The organism is Patescibacteria group bacterium (genome assembly GCA_041664365.1).
Taxonomy (GTDB): domain Bacteria; phylum Patescibacteriota; class Patescibacteriia; order UM-FILTER-42-10; family UM-FILTER-42-10; genus JAHJEX01.
Genome location: JBAYKW010000005.1, coordinates 54,436 through 74,839, shown reverse-complemented (window position 1 = coordinate 74,839; position 20,404 = coordinate 54,436). Strand labels below are relative to the sequence as shown.

The 20,404-nt window shown below is 40.3% G+C and carries 17 protein-coding genes, 1 tRNA gene and 1 other RNA gene; 14 read left to right on the top strand and 5 right to left on the bottom strand.

All coding sequences use genetic code 11. The features are described 5' to 3' along the window. Positions 1-111 precede the first annotated feature (111 nt). The 13 genes from rnpB to WCW66_04195 all read left to right on the top strand — a co-directional run bounded on the left by rnpB (position 112) and on the right by WCW66_04195 (position 16,091). Positions 112-599: RNase P RNA component class A (gene rnpB, locus WCW66_04255), an RNA gene on the top strand. Positions 600-722: 123 nt separating this feature from the next. Next, a complete protein-coding gene (locus WCW66_04250; protein ID MFA6391931.1) occupies positions 723-2,114 on the top strand; it encodes a sugar transferase in 1,392 nt (463 codons plus the stop codon). 17 nt (positions 2,115-2,131) lie between these two features. Beyond that, on the top strand, positions 2,132-3,241 hold the full coding sequence (locus tag WCW66_04245; protein MFA6391930.1) for a glycosyltransferase: 1,110 nt from the start codon (positions 2,132-2,134) through the stop codon (positions 3,239-3,241). A gap of 5 nt (positions 3,242-3,246) precedes the next feature. Beyond that, on the top strand, positions 3,247-3,876 hold the full coding sequence (locus tag WCW66_04240) for a hypothetical protein (GenBank protein MFA6391929.1): 630 nt from the start codon (positions 3,247-3,249) through the stop codon (positions 3,874-3,876). An 8-nt stretch (positions 3,877-3,884) separates the two neighbouring features. Further along, on the top strand, positions 3,885-5,027 hold the full coding sequence (locus tag WCW66_04235) for a glycosyltransferase family 1 protein (protein MFA6391928.1): 1,143 nt from the start codon (positions 3,885-3,887) through the stop codon (positions 5,025-5,027). 18 nt (positions 5,028-5,045) lie between these two features. Continuing rightward, complete coding sequence (locus WCW66_04230) at positions 5,046-6,173, top strand: glycosyltransferase family 1 protein (GenBank protein MFA6391927.1); 1,128 nt, start codon at positions 5,046-5,048, stop codon at positions 6,171-6,173. A 3-nt stretch (positions 6,174-6,176) separates the two neighbouring features. Further along, positions 6,177-8,441, top strand: coding sequence for a DUF4012 domain-containing protein (locus tag WCW66_04225; protein MFA6391926.1), 2,265 nt, complete (start codon positions 6,177-6,179; stop codon positions 8,439-8,441). 591 nt (positions 8,442-9,032) lie between these two features. Continuing rightward, positions 9,033-9,446 (top strand): hypothetical protein, encoded by a 414-nt coding sequence (locus tag WCW66_04220; protein ID MFA6391925.1) that lies wholly within the window; start codon positions 9,033-9,035, stop codon positions 9,444-9,446. Positions 9,447-10,336: 890 nt separating this feature from the next. Next, positions 10,337-11,944 (top strand): murein biosynthesis integral membrane protein MurJ, encoded by a 1,608-nt coding sequence (murJ, locus tag WCW66_04215; protein MFA6391924.1) that lies wholly within the window; start codon positions 10,337-10,339, stop codon positions 11,942-11,944. Continuing rightward, entirely contained in the window at positions 11,944-13,776 is a 1,833-nt protein-coding gene (gene lepA / locus WCW66_04210; GenBank protein MFA6391923.1) for a translation elongation factor 4, read from the top strand. Before murJ ends, lepA begins: the two co-directional genes overlap by 1 nt. A gap of 128 nt (positions 13,777-13,904) precedes the next feature. Beyond that, the gene (locus tag WCW66_04205) at positions 13,905-14,570 is read left to right on the top strand and encodes a PH domain-containing protein (protein ID MFA6391922.1); all 666 of its coding nucleotides are present in this window, start codon (positions 13,905-13,907) and stop codon (positions 14,568-14,570) included. Further along, complete coding sequence (locus tag WCW66_04200) at positions 14,542-14,949, top strand: septum formation initiator family protein (GenBank protein MFA6391921.1); 408 nt, start codon at positions 14,542-14,544, stop codon at positions 14,947-14,949. Before WCW66_04205 ends, WCW66_04200 begins: the two co-directional genes overlap by 29 nt. Before the next feature lie 17 nt (positions 14,950-14,966). Then, positions 14,967-16,091: a peptidylprolyl isomerase gene (locus WCW66_04195; GenBank protein ID MFA6391920.1), complete on the top strand. Its 1,125-nt coding sequence runs from the start codon at positions 14,967-14,969 to the stop codon at positions 16,089-16,091. Between the two features lie 22 nt (positions 16,092-16,113). Here WCW66_04195 and WCW66_04190 read toward each other — a convergent pair. Continuing rightward, a tRNA-Thr gene (locus WCW66_04190) sits at positions 16,114-16,189 on the bottom strand. Between the two features lie 63 nt (positions 16,190-16,252). Between WCW66_04190 and WCW66_04185 the strand changes: the two genes are divergently transcribed. Continuing rightward, complete coding sequence (locus WCW66_04185) at positions 16,253-17,038, top strand: alpha/beta fold hydrolase (protein ID MFA6391919.1); 786 nt, start codon at positions 16,253-16,255, stop codon at positions 17,036-17,038. Between the two features lie 330 nt (positions 17,039-17,368). Here the strand turns inward: WCW66_04185 and WCW66_04180 are convergent, their stop codons facing one another. The 4 genes from WCW66_04180 to WCW66_04165 form a co-directional block, all read right to left on the bottom strand. After that, positions 17,369-17,680 (bottom strand): hypothetical protein, encoded by a 312-nt coding sequence (locus WCW66_04180; protein MFA6391918.1) that lies wholly within the window; start codon positions 17,678-17,680, stop codon positions 17,369-17,371. Positions 17,681-18,024: 344 nt separating this feature from the next. Next, a complete protein-coding gene (locus WCW66_04175) occupies positions 18,025-18,633 on the bottom strand; it encodes a hypothetical protein (protein MFA6391917.1) in 609 nt (202 codons plus the stop codon). A gap of 1 nt (position 18,634) precedes the next feature. After that, entirely contained in the window at positions 18,635-19,642 is a 1,008-nt protein-coding gene (locus WCW66_04170) for an asparaginase domain-containing protein (protein MFA6391916.1), read from the bottom strand. Positions 19,643-19,644: 2 nt separating this feature from the next. Then, on the bottom strand, positions 19,645-20,319 hold the full coding sequence (locus tag WCW66_04165) for a histidine kinase N-terminal 7TM domain-containing protein (GenBank protein ID MFA6391915.1): 675 nt from the start codon (positions 20,317-20,319) through the stop codon (positions 19,645-19,647). Between the last annotated feature and the right edge of the window lie 85 nt (positions 20,320-20,404).

Genomic DNA, 20,404 nt, shown 5'->3' with positions numbered 1-20,404 from the left:
TCAATTTAGTTTTTATGATTGTATTTAGTAAGTATAGGAATTGACCCCGTTAGAAAAGTTCTCTAATGGGGTTGACAATCTGGCGTTTTGTAGTATGATATACATTGCCGTTATCTAAGCTGGATGATTGCCCGGAACATTGCAAAAGCATATGTACTGGGAGGAAAGTCCGAACACCCTCCTCACACCAATGTTATGAATAAATTGATTTTTTCTGTTCAAAATATTGGTGTGAGGAGAAGTGGATAGCTCGTAACTCGGGCCGGGAATAAAGGGGATTGAAGAGTTCTATAGACTTTTTAATGTCCGGAAGTCCTAGGGATAGTGTCACAGAGACAAAACCGCCCCGTAATTGGTGGGGTAAGGGTGAAAAGTAAGGGCCTAAGAATCCTTTTCCTCTTTTGGCAACAGAAGGGGATGAAAAACCCTATCCGGTGCAAGATTAAATAGGTCCCCGGGTATTTAGCAATAAATGCAACGGGGGCGGGTTGATCGCTTGACCACGTACCAGACGCGCCGCGTTTCGGTACATGGCTAGATAGATAATCATCGTTCCGCTATGCGGAATACAAAATTCGGCTTATAGGCTTGGATATCGGCAACTCTAAAATAGGGGTCTTAACATGAACCTCTATTTGGCTAATCTGTCCTAATGAAAGGTATACTGTAATTGATAAGGATATAGCGGTGTTAATAATTCTATAACTCATAATTTTTACGGGATGAATAAATCGGAACTATCATTCAGCGCAATTCTGGTTCCTTTGGATTTTGTTGTTATAGTTTTAGCCGGATTGGCATCTTATGGACTTCGGTTCGGATCTTTTGTTTCTGAACTGCGCCCGGTTATCTATGAAATGCCGTTGAAAGAGTTTATTCCGATTCTGATTTTTGCCAGTTTGCTCTGGGTGATTGTGTTTGCTTTCAGCGGGCTGTATAGTATCCGGTCCACCAGAAAAATGGTGGAAGAATTTACAAAAATAGTATTGGCGTGTTCAACGGCAGTACTGGTGATAATTATCGTAATATTTTTTCAACGGGAACTATTTTCATCCCGTTTTATTGTGCTCACAGGATGGATACTGACGATTCTCTTTATTGGCATTGAAAGATTCATTGTGCGCTCTATTCAGCGCAAGCTTCTGAAAAAAGGGATTGGATCACACAGAGTCGCGGTTATTGCGCGGGAATTATCCGATAACGGGATCGTAAAAATCATGCGGGATAATCCGGCGCTGGGTTATAAGATTGTTGAGCATATACAGATTAAAAGTGAAGATGATATTGGGCAAATTAGACATGCTTTCGAGAGCTCTTTGATTGATGAAGTTATTCAGGCAGATTCGGATATCGACAAACCATACGTTTTAAAGATCATTGATTTGTGTAATGAATATCATATTACCTTCAAATATGTAGCAAACCTTTTTGATACATCTGCTACAAATATCGTTATTACACCGCTTGCTGATATTCCTGTGATTGAATTGAAACGCACTCCGCTTGACGGCTGGGGGAAAATATTAAAAAGGGTTTTTGATATTTTTATTTCTGTAATTCTTCTGGTTATCCTGCTGCCGGTATTTCTGGTAGTAGGAATAATTATCAAACTTGATTCTACAGGCCCAGTGTTTGTAAAACTGGAAAGAGTCGGCAGAAGGGGGAAGACGTTTACTTTGTATAAATTCCGTTCGATGGTACAGGGCGCTCACAATATGAAGAAAGATCTGACGCAGTTTAATGAGCGCTCCGACGGCCCTTTATTTAAAATGAAGAATGACCCGAGAATTACCCGTTTTGGTAAGTTTTTACGGACCAGCAGTATTGATGAACTGCCGCAGTTATGGAACGTGTTAAAAAGCCATATGAGTATCGTCGGACCGCGTCCGCATGAACCGGAAGAAGTCAGTAAATATCAAAAGCATCATAAAACACTGCTCACGATCAAGCCCGGCATCACCGGCATGGCTCAGGTATCAGGCAGATCTGATTTAAACTTTGAAGACGAAGCCAGGTTGGATGTCTATTATATTGAAAACTGGTCTATGATGCTGGATTTGCAGTTAATTTTCAGAACTCCGTTTGCGCTTATAGCTAAGCGTTCCGCGGCATAATATGATATGATAAATATATGAAAGTAGCATTAATCCATGATCATCTAGCACAAGACGGAGGTGCGGAAAAGGTACTGATGGCATTTCAGGAGATTTTTCCCCAGGCGCCTACCTATGTGCTTGTGTACAATCCGAAACAGGCTAATGCTAATTTTGCCAACAAAGATATCCGCACATCGTTTATCCAAAAATTACCCGGAGGTGTTAAACATTATAAATGGTTTATTAAACTAATGCCTGCCGCCACGGAAAGTTATGATTTATCGGAATATGATATAGTTTTGTCCAGCACTTCCGCATTTGCAAAAGGAATTATCACCAAACCGGAAACTTTGCATGTCTGCTATTGCCACACGCCGACCAGATTTCTATGGAGTGATACACACAGCTATGTACAGGAGCTTGCCTACGGGCCGGTCGTAAAAAAAATAGTTCCGTTTATTTTACATAAATTACGTTTGTGGGACCAGCTGGCGGCGGATCGGGTGGATAAATTTATCAGTAATTCTAAGATTGTCCAGCACCGGATCAAAAAATACTATAAACGTGACAGTATTATTATTCATCCGCCGGTAGATATCAGGAAATTTTCGGTGAGTAATAGTCTAGGAAACTATTATTTGATGGGAGGAAGACTGGTATCATATAAACGATTTGATATAGGTGTGCAGGCTTTTAACCGGCTGGGTATTCCATTAAAAATATTTGGCGTCGGACCGGAACTAGATAATCTTAAAAAGATGGCCCGACCAAACATAGAATTTGTCGGAAAAGTATCGGAAACAGAAAAGATGAAACTATTCAGCGAGGCGCTCGCATTTATTAATCCGCAGGAAGAAGATTTTGGCATCGTAATGATTGAATCGATGGCTTCCGGGAGGCCGGTTATTGCCTTCAATAAAGGCGGAGCACGCGAAATTGTGGTTCCGGGAAAAACTGGGGAGTTGTTTTCTGACCAGGCATGGGAAGCACTGGCGGATACGATAATCCACTTTAAGCCGGAAAGTTATTCGAAGGATGAAATCAGGGCTCATGCAGAGACATTTGACACAACTGCATTTAAAGATAAGATTAAGTCATACGTTTTAGAGGCATATAAAAACTTTGAAAATACTAATATTAAGTAAAAATTATGGAATTAAAAGAGCATATATCAATTTTGAGAAAAAGCAGAGTGTTTATCATCACTTTTACACTGTTAGTCGCGTTGGGTGCATTTTTGGTTACTAACTACCGACCGGTAACCTATGCTTCATCCATCTCTTTTGCTGTGAACAGAATAAATAAACAGGATACCCCGTACTATGATGACAGTTATTTCGGTATCCAGGCATCTGATCTTTTTTCTCAAACCGTGATCAGTTGGTTTCTTACCCCGTCAGTCCTTTTGGATATATATGAAAATGGAGATGTCGATCCAAAGATTGAATCGCTGGAAAAGTTTGCGAATCGTTTTAAAACAAAGAAATATTCACCACAAAACATCGTCGTCAGATTTAACGAGCGTGATGAAGAAACAGCAAATAAAATTTCCCAGGCGGTAATTTTAGTCGTTGAAGAAAAAGCGGTTACAATCAATCAAACTGCGGATAATAAAGCACTTTTTGAAATTGTCGGTGAAAAGCCGGTAATTGTGAAAAATGATCCTCAAATTATTCTGACAACCATTATCGGATTTATTGTCGGATTAGTATTGAGCATTGTTTTTGTATATATGATCCGATATTTCAAAACTCCGTCGCAGGCAAAGGAAAATATTTAAAACTATTTATGAAAATTGGTATCGATGTGCGCTCACTGCTTGAAAAAAAAGCGGGTGGGATATCGGTTTATACTGAAAAAATTATAGAAAACTTGTTGCAGATAGATACTCAGAACGAGTATTTTCTGTTTTCGAACAGTTATAAAAATGCCGCAGCATTTTTTCAAGGAAAATTCACACAATCAAACGTGAATTTTAAGAATTTTTCGTATCCAAATAAATTATTGAATGCCAGTTTTCGTTTTTTGCATAAACCAAAAATCGATAAAATGATGGGGGGTGTGGATATATTTTTTGAACCCAACATTATTTTTCTGGCATTGTCACAAATCCCGAAAAAAGTAATAACTTTGCATGATTTATCTTTTATTCTCTATCCTGGTTTGTATTCCGCAAAAGGGCGTTTCTGGCATGAGGTGATTAATGCTAAAAAACTGGTCAGTCAGTTTGATAAAATAATCGCAGTATCCGACCACACTCGCAATGACATAATTGAGGTATTAAATGTTCCGCCGGAAAAAGTACAGAGAATTTATCCGGGTATTGATTATGAATTTTACAGCAGTGAAAATGCTGATATAAAAAATAATGTAATCAGAAAATATAATCTGCCGGAAAAATATATTTTGAGTTTAGCCGCGCTTGAGCCCAGAAAGAATATTGAAATGGTTGTTGAAGCTTTCGCTGAATTTGCCAAGGATTCCGACTGCCACCTGGTTTTAGCCGGAGCTGCGCAGGGAAGCGAACAACAGATCAATAGCCTCATCGCAAAGCCCGGATTACAAAACAGAGTGCATGTTCTCGGTTATATCCCAAACGAAGACAAACCGGCGATCTACCAATTAGCTAAATGCTTTGTCTATCCCTCGTTTTATGAAGGATTCGGTTTTCCTCCGCTCGAAGCGATGTCAGCCGGAACGCCGGTAATCGCCAGTTATTCTTCATCGCTTGCCGAGATTTGTGAAAATTCTGCCGTACTGATTGATCCTCACAATATTGATGAGCTGGTTGAAGCATTTAAGCAGGTTCTGAATAATGAACAATTATCTGAAAATCTTTCGCAAAAGGGGAGAAAGCAGGCAGAAAAATTCACCTGGGAAAACAGCGCACGAGATACTTTGAATCTTTTTCAAAATCTTGTATCTTTATAGGTAGTAAAACGAATCAATATGAGAATAGGAATAGACGCCCGGTTTTACGGGCCGACCAGAACAGGTCCGGGTAGGTATACCCAAAAGCTCGTAGATTATCTGCAGGATATTGATGATAATAATGAGTATGTAGTTTTTTTACGCAAAGATAATTGGGACGAATTTCAGCCGAAAAACAGCAGGTTTAAAAAAGTGCTGGCGGATTATCGCTGGTATTCGCTGGCTGAACAGCTCAAGATGCCCGGAAAAATAAAAAAGGAAAAAGTGGATCTGATGCATTTCCCTCATTTTAACATCCCGATATTATACCGGGGAAAATTTGTAGTAACCATTCACGATCTGATAATTACGCATTTTCCCACCAGACGAGCAACTAAGCTCGGCCCGATTCTGTATAAGGCAAAACAAACAGGGTATAAAATAGTTATCTGGATGGCGGCAAAAAAAGCGGAAAGAATCATTACTGTTTCTCAGTTTTCCAAACAAGAAATAGTGAAACATTTCAAAGTTAAAGATGAAAAGGTGGTAGTAACATATGAAGCGTGCGACGCGCCCAGACAGGGTGAGGGAGATTTTTCTGAAATTGCCCAAAGGCATAATATTACCAAACCGTTTCTGTTGTATGTCGGAAACACCTATCCGCACAAAAATCTGGAAAGACTGATCATCGCTTTCAAAAAATTGCGTGAAGAAGAGAAGATTGACGTGCAGTTAGTCTTGGTCGGCAAGCGGGATTATTTCTCCGAGCGACTGGAGTTATCGGTTAAAGAGTATGGAATTACCGACAATGTAATCTTTACCGGGTTTATCAGCGATGCCGAACTGCCATTGTTTTATCGTTCGGCCATGCTATATGTTTTCCCGTCTTCAATTGAAGGTTTCGGCTTACCACCACTGGAGGCAATGAGTTATGACTTGCCTGTATTATCTTCAAATGCTCCGTGTATGCCCGAGATACTGGGCGACGCGGCAAAATACTTTCATCCGGATGAAATAAGTGATATAGTACAGGTACTAAAAACGGTAATCCAGGATAAATCATTGCAGGAAAGTTTGCGAGCAAAAGGACGTGAACACATAAAACAGTTCAGTTGGATAAAGATGGTCGAAAAGACACATTCAATTTACTTAAAGGAATTATTTTAAGTTATGGGTTCAAAAGAAAAAATAGAAAAACACCGCGTTAATTTCAAGCGTCATCTGGATTTTGATGTTCCGGCGGACAATGTTTTGGATTTGAAAAAAATTGCTTCGGAAAGAGAAGAAGCCAAAGAGAAACTGGATAATGTGTTTTCAAAAAAGGCAAGAAAAGGTTTTCTAAATTTTTATGAAAAAGCACAATTCAATCGAAGTGAAAAAGACGTTTTTTCATTCGCGGAAGAAAGGAAAAAGAAAAAACGCAATTTTACACTAAGGCACCGGTTTGATTTTAACAACCCATTCAGTAGTTTCTCCACTGCTAAAGTCAGGGGAGCGATCGGTTTTGTATTAATAGCCGCAGTGTGTGTTTTACCTATTTATGCGTTGGCCTCTTACTATAAGGCGGACCGGATAAAGGATAGTGTATTAGGAAAATCCTGGGAGGCATATGATCATCTGCAAACTGCCGGTCAATCATTTACCGAGTTAGATTTTAATAACGCGTCTTTGGAGTTTATGTCGGCAATTCAAAACTTTGTTGATGCCCAAGGGATGCTGGAAACTGTTTCCGGCCTCGTTAAAATAGTGCCGGTAGCCAGTGGTGAAGTATCTACTGCCGAACGCATACTGAAATCCGGACAATCAATATCGGCAGCCGGCGATTATCTCGCGAAAGCATTTGAGCCATTTGTCAGTCTCGCTGAAGGTGAGGCGAAAGAGCCGTTTAATTTTACTACCGCACTGCTTTCAGCCAGTGGTAATCTGAAACCGGCGGTTTTGGAGCTGAAGAACGCGGAAGAAAATGTGGAGAAAATTTCTATATCATCACTGCCCAGCGAATACCGGGAACAGTTTTTAATTGTACAGGAAAACCTGCCATCGCTACGCGCCGGACTAGAGGAGTTCAATCAATTCACTGATTTACTGTTATCCATATTAGGACAGGGATCAATGAAGCGATATTTATTTGTATTTCAAAACAATGCGGAATTACGTCCGACTGGAGGATTTATCGGAAGCTTTGCATTGATGACCTTTAATGACGGTATAATGAAAGAACTGGAAGTTCCGGGCGGCGGATCATACGATCTGAACGGATGGTTAAAAGAGCAGGTGATCGCGCCAAAACCATTGCACCTCGTCAATCCGCACTGGTATTTCCAGGACGCCAACTGGTTTCCGGATTTTCCGACCTCAGCGGAAAAGCTGATGTGGTTTTTTACAGAGAGTGGCGGTCCGTCTACTGACGGGGTAATAGCCATGACCCCGGATGTGATTGAAGCACTACTTTCTTTGTCCGGTCCGATTGATCTGACCGCGGATTACGGCGTGACGGTGGACGCGGAAAATTTCCGGACTGTCGTCAAGCAAATCGAACTGGAAGATTCCGATACCAATAAACCGAAACAAATTATCTCGGATTTAACCCCTTTAGTTTTTAATAAAATATTGGAACTGGAACGCATTGATCAACTGCAGATATTGGGAGTTTTGAATACTTTGCTGAAAGAAAAACACATGATGCTGTATTTTAACGACGATGAACTACAGCAATCAATCATCGAACGCGGCTGGGCGGGGGAGATTATTGATTCGCCGAAGGATTATTTGAGTGTGATCAATACAAATATCGCCGGCGGTAAAACGGATCTGGAGATTGAGGAGTTAATTGATTATAATGTTACGATCCAGGAAAACGGGGAAGTGCAGGCGAAAGTGACGGTAAACAGGACTCATACCGGCGAAGAAGGTGATTCCATTACCGGTATCAAGAATATGGACTTTATGCGGATGTACGTGCCAGAAGGCAGTACTTTGATTGAAGCGGAAGGATTCAGTCATGTTGATCCGAGGTTGTTTATCTATCCTAACGAGGGATACGAAGAAGATAAACTACTTGAGCAAGTGCAGGGGACGGTGATTGTTGATGAGAATTCAGAAACCCGGATCAATAACGAGTTCCACAAAACTGTTTTCGGTAATTGGGTGGGTACGGAAGCCGGGCAGACATCGCAAGTTTCAGCAACATATAAACTTCCTTTTACGGTAAAACCGGAGGGAATATTTAGCAAGTCCGATTCCTACAGTTTATTTATGCAAAAACAGTCGGGGACGAAAGGTTCGGTTGTTTCCGCAACCATAAATTTCCCGGAAAAATATGATGTAATCTGGCAATATCCTCAAGACAGTACGGTTGAAATATCAGCGGGAAGGATTTCTTTTACTACAACTTTGAATATAGACCGCTATATTGGGTTCGTCTTTCAGGAGTAAATTTATCTGTAATTAGCCAAAATATAGTCTGTTAAGCCCTTCGGGTCTTGACAGATTTTTAATTTGGGTATATACTGGTTAGTTAAATCAAATTCTTTGACAATTGAGGAGAGAGAAATCAGAAATAACTTTAGCAATACTTATGGGTGGTTTTAGTGGAAGAACTCTCTTCAACGAATAATGCCGTCCATTTTTTTGTCCATATTGGAACAAGAGATTTGGAGGAGTGGGTGATCAGACATAGATCTGAAAACCTGCTGACAGGAGACCGTTTTAAAAATATAACCTAAGGTCTCTCTTTCCTCCAAATCCCTTGTAACTAATATCACAGGGATTGCACATTAAATTCATTATCAGGGCAGATTTGGAGGAGAGAGTACGAAACTTATCCCAGGACGCTACTGGCCTCGGCTAGAAGCATCCTGATGGAATGTTTCCCGCATAAGTAGATCTATTTATAGGTCATAAACTTATGCAAATAGTAACTTGTCGCAAGACAGGAAACTCACCTCCAATTCTGCCCTGACAACAATAGAATCGCATCGTATCGGTCGCACCATAACGTTCAATCGCAAGAAGGAGCAGGCGATCATGAAGAAGGTCTTCAAGCAGGACAACGGTGGCAAGGTCAAGCGGATCAAGAACCGGTTCGGCGGTGACCACACTTCACGCTGGGAGGAACCATCCCATCACGAAGTGTTCACGCGCATCCTGGACCACGAGGCTCGGGAAGAAGCGCTGGTGGAGGGATATCATCCCGCTGCCACCGTCGTGCCCACGCTCGAACCCGTTGACCTCCGCAACACGGTGGTCTCGTGCGGGCTTTCCCGTGATGACGACACCGGCGGTAACGTCGGTCACATCTTCATCCCGGTGCATGTCCCGAAGTCGAGTGGTAGCTGTTCGCACCGCAAGGTGGCGAGCAAGCCCCCGATTCGGCGGGAGTTCCATCCCAAGAAGCGGCAGCTCATGCCGATCGATCACGCGATTCGTCGCAGCGCCTAGTAGGCGCTCAGCGACGGGCGAGAGAGCAGTAGCCCCCGTTACTGCTCTCTCGTACCCCTTCTCCAGCGAATATTGGCTTATGTCAATGTTTGCTGAATAAGGGGACATTAACAAAAAGTGCTTAGAAATATGGAGGGGCGAACAAAGGAATGTATCCCAGGAAATATCTGGCTCACGCTAGAAATTACCTGAACGGAATGTTCCACGTCCCGGGTAGATCTCCAAGCGAGATCACAAATCCGGGACAGGTTCTCCTCCAGATTTCTGAGCACGCAAATTTCAGGGAGAAAATTGGAGGCGGATTTGGCAATACTGAAGGCCTGCAATTCGTCTTCAGCTTTCTCCCTAAAAATGTTTGTGAGTCTGGATTTGGAGCGAAAAATTTTAATTGCTCTTTACATATTCGCTCCAATTCCGTTCTTATAAATTATGCAATAATTTGGAGGCATTATTCTGCTGAACTTGGGATTAAACATATAGATCGAACTCAAGAATGAAAAACTCTCTCCTCATAGGTTTTGCTAAAGACCTATACTTCAAACTTAAGCTCGTATTACCTACATGACCCATTTCAGCAGAATATTGCTTCGAAACATAAGTCCGTTCAACACTGAACGGATTTTTGTTATGACTTTTACTTTATTAATAATGGATTCTTAAGTAGAAGCGGAGAGGTCTAAAAATTTCTCGGCTTCGCTCGAAAGACATGTTTATAGCCTTGTGTCATTCCGGAATCTAGACTAAATGAACAGGAAAACGTGCGAGATAAGATGAAGTAATGATTACAAAATTAAGGGTTTTCGGGAGGACTGAACCCTAACCTAAAAAATAATACGGAGTGGCTTTATTAATTGAATAATTCATGATATTATGTTATAAACTATGTTCGTATGAAAAGTGAAGATTTCAAGAAATTTCAGACCACCATCATGGGTGGTGCAATTATTATAGGGCTGGCACAAGTTGTCAGTCGTATTTTGGGTTTGCTTCGGGAAAGGATGCTGGCTTCAACTTTTGGCGCGGGTGAAACTTTGGATATTTATTATGCCGCATTCAAAATTCCGGACTTCGTTTTCAATATAATTGTACTGGGCGCATTATCGTCCGCATTTATTCCCGTATTCATCGAATATTGGAATAAGGATAAGGAGCAAAAAAATTCCAGTTTTGAGAGTTTCAAAATCGCAAATTCGCTGTTAAACATAATTACACTTATTTTGTTGATTATCGGTGTGTTTGTTTTCTTGTTTACGGACCAACTGGTTTCTTTGATCGCATACGGATTTGATGCGGAAAAAAGAAGGATAACCGGAGAATTGGTGAGAGTTATGTACGTCAGCGTTCTTTTCTTCGGGGCAAGTAATATTGTTTCAGGAGTACTGCATTCTTTCAGAAGATTTGTTGCTTATTCGTTGGCGCCGATCATGTATAATCTGGGAATAATTTTCGGCATCGTTTTTTTTGTACCCGAGTACGGGATTATGGGACTGGCTTATGGAGTAATTCTCGGCGCTTTTCTGCATCTTCTGGTTCAGCTTCCTTCAGTTTACAAGTCAGGATTTAAATACAGAATGGTGATGAGTTTTTCACTACCTGGTGTCAAAAAAATCGGCAAATTGGTTTTACCGCGCGCATTTGGTTTGGGTGTTACTCAGCTGAACCAGGTTGTCATTACTTCCATTGCTTCTACCTTGGTTGTCGGGAGTGTTGCGGTTTTCAATCTGGCGAACAATTTGCAGTATTTTCCGATCAGCGTATTCGGAGTATCGCTGGCGCTTTCCGCTTTTCCGGTATTTACCCAGGCATTTACCGAGAACAATACCTCGAAATTTGTATTACATTTTTCACAGACTTTTCGAAGAATTCTATTTATTATTATCCCGACCAGTATTGTAATTCTACTGTTGCGCGCCCAGATAGTCCGTCTGGTGTTGGGATCCGGCAACTTTGACTGGAATGATACTATTCTGACTGCTCAAGCTTTAGGATTATTTTCACTATCACTGTTCGCCCAGAGTCTGATACCGATGCTGGCACGTTCTTTTTATGCTTTTCAAAACACCAAAACTCCGGTTATTATCAGCGTAATCTCTATGATTATTAATATCATCGGTTCCATACTGCTTGTACAACCGATGGGTGTTTTAGGGCTCGCTTTGGCTTTTTCTATCGCAAGCTTTGTTAATATGATATTATTATTGGCCGCTCTGCGTACTAGATTAGGGGACTTGGATGACCAGCGGATTATTAATTCTACTTTAAAAATTATACTGCTATCTTTACTTATGGGCTTGATGATTCAAGGACTTAAGTATGTAATTGGACCGTTAGTTGATATGCAGACTTTTTTCGGTGTGCTGGTCCAAACAGCGGGCAGTTTGGTGGGCGGTGGTCTGGTGTATGTACTGCTTGCGGTGAAGCTTAATTTTGATGAAGTTGATATTATTAAAAAGTTTTTGCAAAAAGCAAAAAATCAGTTCGCTAATTTACGCAAATAATGACTGAAAAAACAAATATCAGAAATTTCTGTATCATTGCTCACATTGACCATGGTAAATCTACTTTAGCTGACCGTCTCTTGGAATTTACTGGTACAGTGGAAAAGAGGAAAATGAAGGAGCAGCTTTTAGACCGGATGGATCTGGAAAGGGAGCGTGGTATCACCATCAAATTACAGCCGGTTAGGATGGATTATCAGTTTAATCAGAAAGAATACATTTTAAATCTGATTGATACACCCGGTCATGTGGACTTCGGGTATGAGGTTTCCCGGTCACTATCCGCCGTTGAGGGGGCACTTCTTTTGGTGGATGCGACGCAGGGGATTGAAGCACAGACGCTAGCCAATTTGTATCAGGCGATTGACCAGGACCTGACGATTATCCCGATCATCAATAAAATAGATTTGCCGAATGCCGACATTGACAGAGTATCAAAAGAATTATCCCATTTACTAGGTATTGATCCGGCGGAAATAATCCTAGCATCGGCGAAAACCGGAGTAGGGGTTCCGGAAATTTTGAAAAGAATTATCGAAGTTATTCCGGAGCCGGCAGAGAGCAAGTTGGATTCTCTGCGCGCCCTTATTTTTGATTCATACTATGACGAGTATCAGGGTGTAGTTTCATTGATCAGGATTGTTGACGGCACCCTGAAAAAAGGCGACGAAATATATTTACCGGCAACCGGAAAAAAAGGTGCAACACTGGATATCGGGGTTCTAAGACCTGATTTAAATTCCAAAGAATCTCTTTCTGCCGGGGAAATCGGATATGTCGTCACCGGACTTAAAACAGTCAAGGACTGCCGGGTAGGCGATACGATCATGCTTCTGGATCATGAACCGGACCTGGAGCCGCTGCCGGGCTATAAAGAGGTGAAACCGATGGTCTATGCGGGTTTCTTTCCTAAAGAGGGCGATGATTCCGGAAAACTAAGGGAGGCACTAGAAAAACTGCATCTCAGCGATTCCGCTTTTGATTATGTACCGGAGAAATCAACGGGACTGGGCTTGGGATTCCGCTGCGGGTTTTTAGGAATTCTGCATTTAGATATCATTCAAGAGAGACTGAACAGAGAATACGGGTTGGAAATAATCGTATCCGTCCCATCCGTCGCCTATCATGTTACTTTAAAAAGCAATGAAAAAGTTACAATCACCAGTCCGGCAGATTTTCCGGACGAGGAAACAATCCTTCAGATTGAAGAACCATGGATGAAAGTGGATTTGGTTACTCCGGCGAAATACCAGGGTGCTTTAATGGATTTAGTTTTAGCTAAAAGGGGGACATATGAAACTACTGAGTATCTGGAGATGGAAAGGATTATTCTGCATTTTGAAATGCCCCTTACTTCACTGATTGTTGATTTTTATGATAAACTAAAAAGCGTAACCCAAGGTTATGCTTCGATGAATTATGAGTTTTTTGGTTATCACGAGGCTAAAATCCGCAGACTGGATATCGTGGTAAATGGGGATGTGGTTGAGGCACTGGCAACCTTTGTTTATGAGGATTCCTCGCATGTAACAGCCCGCCGGGTAGTCAGTACTTTAAAGGATGCTATTCCGAAACAACTGATCGAAATCCGGATTCAGGGAGTGCTGGGATATCAAAAACAGAAGGGTACTCACATAGCTGGTGGAAAAGTCATTGCCTCTGAAAGAATATCACCGCTCCGAAAAGACGTTACGGCGAAGCTGTACGGTGGAGATGTCACCAGAAAAAGAAAGCTTCTGGAAAAACAGAAGAAAGGAAAGAAGAAAATGCGTTCTTTCGGCAAAGTTGATATTCCTTCAAAAGTGTATCTGTCGGTATTGAAAGGAAAATAGTTTACATGAAAGCCGGGTAAACCAAAAAGAAGATCATTCCGAGTCCGGCAATTATTGAAATAACCGTCCAAATTAGTTGATAGAGCTTCTTTTGCTTTTTGGTCATAACTTGTTTATTAGTTTATTGTATGTCTAAAGAATATTTTACCAAACATCTCAAAGAAGGGGAAGAAACCGTAAAAATAGTCCGGGCATATGCTTTGAGTCATTTGTTTCAAATAATTATCATTATCCTATTGTTAATTCTGCCGTTCTTTTTTCTTTTTCCCTTGTTTCAGCGTGGATTTTGGGGTGTAATCGGATTTTTTATCCTGTTAACAGTTGCAATTGTCATTACCGTGCGAGCAGTGATTATTTGGTATTTCAATGCCTTTTTAATAACGAATAAACGAATCATCGATTTTGACCAGCGGGGTCTTTTTAATAAGACGGTTTCAGTTGCAACATATGACAAAATTCAGGATATTAGCTTTAATAAAAAGGGTGTCTTTTCAACGATTTTCAATTATGGTACTATTGTGATTCAGACTGCAGGAGCTAATGCGAACCTGGAAATTCGTAATGTGTTCGAACCGGAGAAAATCCAGGACATAATCATGGAAATTCAGAAAGAATCGCTGCAAAAAGAAAGGGTTGGTAAAGAAGAAATGTCGGCAGCTGAGCTGATAGATATTCTGGAGCAGACCAAGGAAAAACTCGGAAAAGAAAGATTTAACAGGTTCATCAAATCGCAGGACAATAATTCTTTAACAGCAGAAGAACAAAATGAGACAGAGGGTGAGCAAGAAAAATAATCTAAAAAGATTTCTACCATCCCGCTTATTTCTAATAGTTGGGATTGCCGTGCTAGTATTGTTCTCTGTATCGCTGGGTAAAGAAGTAATCAGACGCTACGAGGTGAATAAAGATATCCAAACGCTCGAAAAAGATGTGGCCGAACTAGAAAAACAGAATACTGAATTATCCGAACTAATAGAATATTTAAATACAGACAGTTTTAAGGAAAAAGAAGCTCGCACTAAGCTCGGGATGGCAAAAGCAGGGGAAAAGGTAGTAGTCATTCCTGATGTAACGGTTGCAGAAGATAATGCAACTGAATTAGTGGGAGCTCCAGAAAACGTAGAGGAATTATCTAATCCTGAACGCTGGGTAGCATATTTTTTTAATCAATAATTAAGTAAAATAAAATAATGCCTAATAAGACATCGCAAAATAAGAAAACGGAAAATATTAAAGCAGTTGAAAAGTCAGATTCCGAGGAAGTGCTAAAAAATCCGGAAAAAAAGATTATAAAAAAACCTGCAACAAAAGCTGTCGAAGAGAAGCCGGTTTCGGTAAACACTGATCAAGAAAAGAAACTGACTGTTGATGATGGAAAATTGAAACCCAAGAAAAAGAAGCATAAAAAGGCTATTATCCTTTCTGTTATTATAATTCTAGTTGTTATCTTAGGTGGATTAGCGACAGTGGGAATTGGCGTTTATAAGTACAAATGGAATAACCAGTTTACGGAGTCAATCACAAATACACTGCCCTATCCGGCAGCTCTGGTCAATAACAAGATCGTAAAATATTCTGATTTTCAATCGGATGTTGAAGCGCTTCAATTCTTTTACGGAAAACAGAAGGAATTGTATCCGGATCAGGCAGTTGATTTCACTGTCGATGAAGTAAGGAAAAATGTAATGGACCGTTTAATTGAGGATGAATTAGCGTCACAAATAGCGGTTCAAAAAGGGGTCTCAGTTACGCAGGAAGAAGTAAACAGTGAATTTGATCTGATAGTCAGCCAGGCAGCATCAAAAGAAGAGGTAGAAAAAACGATTTTGGATCTTTATGGATGGACACCTGAACAGTTTAAGGACAAAGTACTGTACAAATTTTTACTTCGCAGTAAATTGGAAACGAAAATAACTGAAGATGCCTCAGTCATTGCAGAACCGAAAGCAAGGGCGGAAGAAGCATTAGCTAAGATAAAAAGCGGAGAAATAACTTTTGCCGATGCTGCAAAGCAATATAGCGATGATACTACTGCAGAAAACGGCGGGGAGCTCGGATATTTTGGCAGAGGAGAAATGGTGACGGAATTTGAAGACGCAGCCTTCGCACTGGAGGCCGGCGGGGTGAGTGAGATTGTTAAGACTCAGTTTGGTTATCACATTATCAAAGTTGATGAAAAGGTTATGCAGGGTGAAGGCGACGAGGCTAAAGAGGTGGTAAAAGCAAGTCACATCCTGGTACGTTTCCCGTCGATTGACGACTGGCTAACCGGTGAAGTTGCTAAAGCAAAGATCTATCGTTTGGTAAAAATATAAAATCCCTCATTAAGAGGGATTATGGAGCCACCTGTCGGAATCGAACCGACGACCTCTACTTTACGAAAGTATTGCTCTACCAGCTGAGCTAAGGTGGCGAAATAGACAGGTCGCGTCTATTACTATACAGAAAACAAAACTGAAGGTCAACTAATACATTCATGAAAATTGTAGAAAACGAGGATCAAGTTATTGAATCCGGTAAAGCATTCAAATATAACGGTGGAGGAGACTCTGCCGTTTTGTTAATACATGGATTCACAGGCAACCCTTTCAGCATGCGGATATTGGGTAGTTTTCTGGCTGACAGGGGAATTGACGCCTATGGTGTCAGGCTTGCCGGTCACGGCACAGATGTTGAAAATTTAGCGCAGACCGATTATCGCGATTGGCAGGAATCAGTACGTGTGGCTTTTAATCAGGTAAGAGAAAAATACAAACACATTTCAATTGTCGGACTTTCCTTTGGCGGGAATCTGGCTTTTAACCTGACCAGGTGTTATCCCGATACGATTGATAAGATTGTTACAATCGGCACTCCTATTTTGTTAAAAAAGGCCCGTCTCAACCGCTATGTTGTGCCGTATGTCAAAAGATTCAAAAAGTATTACAAGAAAGAATGGGTTAAGGATATGAGTTCAGATACCGAATTTATGAAGCGGACATACGACCGGATTCCGCTTGATAGCTATGCGAGTTTCATCTATTTTATCAATAATTTCACGAAAAACGAACTACCGCATGTGCTAGTACCTACTTTAATTATTCATTCTCAGGATGATGTGGTTATACCACCTGAGAGCGCTGAACTGATTTACAATATGCTGGGATCAAAGGAAAAAGAGCTTTATTGGCTCAAGGATTCCTATCATGATCCTTTGATGGATGAAGTGACTGATACGCTTTTGGAAAAAATTTACCAGTTTTTAATAAAAAAACCGGCATAGTGCCAGCTTAATTGTATTGATTGGCTTCCAAGCCCCTCCCCCAAAAAAGATTATTGGGCGTCCTCTTTTTAAAGTGGGGGAGGGAACTTAGGAGCCATCTTCTAGGCCTCATGAGGGCAAAAGTTATATTCCAGTTTGACGGCGGAAAGCTATCCACACTTTCTTCCGACGGCGCTGGAATCAGACGGCTTTTATTTTTCTACGTTTTTAATTGGCAATTTGCATTTTTTCGGGATAAGTCTCTTTTTGATGATTTATGCGACGGCGCTATTTTTAGCGACGGCTTATCTCTATCTAAATTTTAGCAGATGCATGGAGATAGTCAAGCGTTTAATTATAGATATTATAATCTGATTCATCAATCATGAATCCATAATTTATGGAACTGTATTGCCAATCATCTGGTATTTTATGTTTATGGAAATTATATGCTGTGTACTGTAAATGATTATTAAAATCTTTCACATCACAAATTATATGGTTATGAAATGATCCCTGCCATTTGAATTGAGGAATTGAACTTTGATCATACCCATATTTCTTTTCAAATTCGGTTTTATAATATTTCATTTTATTATCAAAGCAAAGGCGGGTTTGCGCAAACCCGCCTTTGGGGGTTAATTCAAACGGATTATACATCATAATTTTGTTAATATTGTAACTGGCATTCTTTTTTATAAAATGAATGATATTGGATATGTTATAAACTGCTCCCGCCTTCAATAGAATGTGCACGTGGTCTGGTAACAAGCAAAAAGCATATAATTCAAATCGCTTAAGTTGCTTACAAAGTATTAAATTATCAATGAAGATATCGCAAAAAATTCTTTCGTTAAAATAGGGTATTCTATTTTCTGTATTGAATGTCACAAAATATACATAATTTCTGGAATAGTATCTTTTTTGTGAGTTACGATGTATGTGCATATGGATAAAAACAAAGACGTCCAGAGGACGCCCTTTCTTTTTATAATTCTGCTTATTACTTATTTCTTGCGGTTTACAATATACTTTTTATATTTTTCATCATTTTCAATTATATCCTGGATCAGCTCGCGCAGAAAATCCGCTTTGGTCTTTTTGGTATTATGGGTTTTCCAGTGCAAGTAATGGGATATCTTCTGGGAAATACGCAGGGTGAATTTAATATTCGGCACATCGTTGTATTCCGGATCAATCCCAAACAGTTTAATGTATTCCGCGATAATCGATTCCAGGTCGCTTTTCTGATAGGCCTTGGCAATAATAAAGGGCGGGATATTCTGCCCCAGATGACTCAATGTCTTTTTGATTTGCGCGCCTTTCTGGTACAAACATAGAGTGGGTTTTTTCTGTAAAATGGCATGTGCCAGCAGATAGCCGACTTCAGAATCAGGCGCGGTCGTTTCAATCACAATACCGTCAACGTGGTTTAATACGCTCTCGCCGGCTGCTTGAATTTCCGCCATTTTATCCTCGCCGATCGGTGTGACGTAACTGCTTTCTGTTTTGGAGAAAGTCTGCAAGCCAGCTTTGGTTAATTGCTCCAAAATCTGCTCATAAGCTTTATTATAGTTTGCTATTTCAGTTGTTGGTCCGAAGAAATATATTTTCATTTTATTCTTCTCCCTCCAATAATTCTGAAGCAACATTTTCCTTCATTAAAATAGCAATTTTCTTGCGGTTTTTTGTTTGACCAAGCGCCCATTTGAGCTTCATGAGCGTAGCCTCAAAAGTCATATTGTCAATGAGAATATACGAGGCGTTGGCACTATTGGAATACGGTATGTCGGTATGGATCACAATCGGCATGTCATAGCTCTCCGGAATCAGTTTTTTTAACAGTTCCAGGGCAGATTCGGGATTGTGGGTCTGAATAATTATGCCGTTGGGTTTCTTTTCGAGCACCCATTTCAAATAATCCGCGTTTTGCTCGGAGTTGAAATCTACTACCGAAACATTATCGTCAAAATTTGCACTAAATATTAAAGTGCCATTATTGTCAGCATGTGCGTGCTCTGATATCTTGATACCGAAATCAATAGTTGCCAGTACGGCTTTCAACGGAGCATCAAACAGATTTAGACTCAGGCTCTTTGTAATATGTGCCTGATTAGCCCGGACCAGCTTGTTACCGAACATGATGGAAACTTCAGCCGGTCCCTGGATGGCTATCTGCAGAGCGTTAATCAGATTAGCCTTGATGCCCAGTCCTTTATATTTTTTCAAAATCTTTTTGTCCGTTTTTTTCTTTGCTAGCATGAAAGGAATCTGTGATCCGGTAAATACCACTGGTTTGGCAACGTTCAACAGCATAAAAGAGAGCGCGCAGGCAGCCGCAAGTAGTGAGTGGACGTGGTGGGTGACAACAAATCCGTCGAATTCATCAATTCTGTCCGCGATGATTTTGCCAAGCTTAATCCAATGATTTAGATCCGGTTCGTTGTCCTTTTCACCCAAAATAAAAATCGGCTCGATTTCTGCCATGATATTAATCTCCGGCATTTTGGCGAGCCAGGGTTTGATATCACCTTTGACGGTCACAGCATTTTTATCAGAACTTTCTTCCGATAATACTGTTCCGCCCAAGATGATTAAGCCAATTTTTTTGCGAGGTGTGGGCATTGCTATGCTTTTTTATAAAGAATATATGAGGTAAAACCAAGCCACACGATAGAGAATTCCGCACCTATAAAATTCCTGCCGGGGAATGTAACATTAATGAGTGGTAAAATAATGTCCGCAGTAATTCCAAGTGTTGCGGATATGGCAATTCCCACCAGGAGATATTTTAATAACCATCGATGATAGCCATCCGCTTTTCTATAGGAATCAATAATATTCCACATTCCCCAGGACCAGAAAATTAAAAAATATGCCGAAAATATGTAGATCATAAAATCAAAATCTTCTCGTATACTGCCATTTATAATTTCGATTCCTTTAACATAAGTATGCGTCAATAAAATAATAAAAATATTAATTATTGCGGGTAAGAAAAGTAAAAATGTTTTAATTGGTGAAATAATCTTTTTTACTGACGGGAAATTGTAAGTGAAAAGCAAAAAGGTTATAGCAATAAAACCGCCGCTAATGTAAGTCATTTCGATAAAAAAATGCTGGATAACATAACTGTCATTCAGTGCGGCAACAGCATTAGTCAATACCCACAAAGACACACTAAATATGAGAAGGGTGTACCAACGCACAGCTTCGCCAATTCTTTTCTTTGTTAGAAAACTGATGCCAAGTATTAGTTCTAATATCCCAATTACCATTAATATTATGCCGTGATATTTCATAATTTTAGCGTAATTATTAGAGACGGCTATACATATTGCGACGGCTTCAGTATAGCTTTTGGCTAAGGTAAAGTCAATAATAATA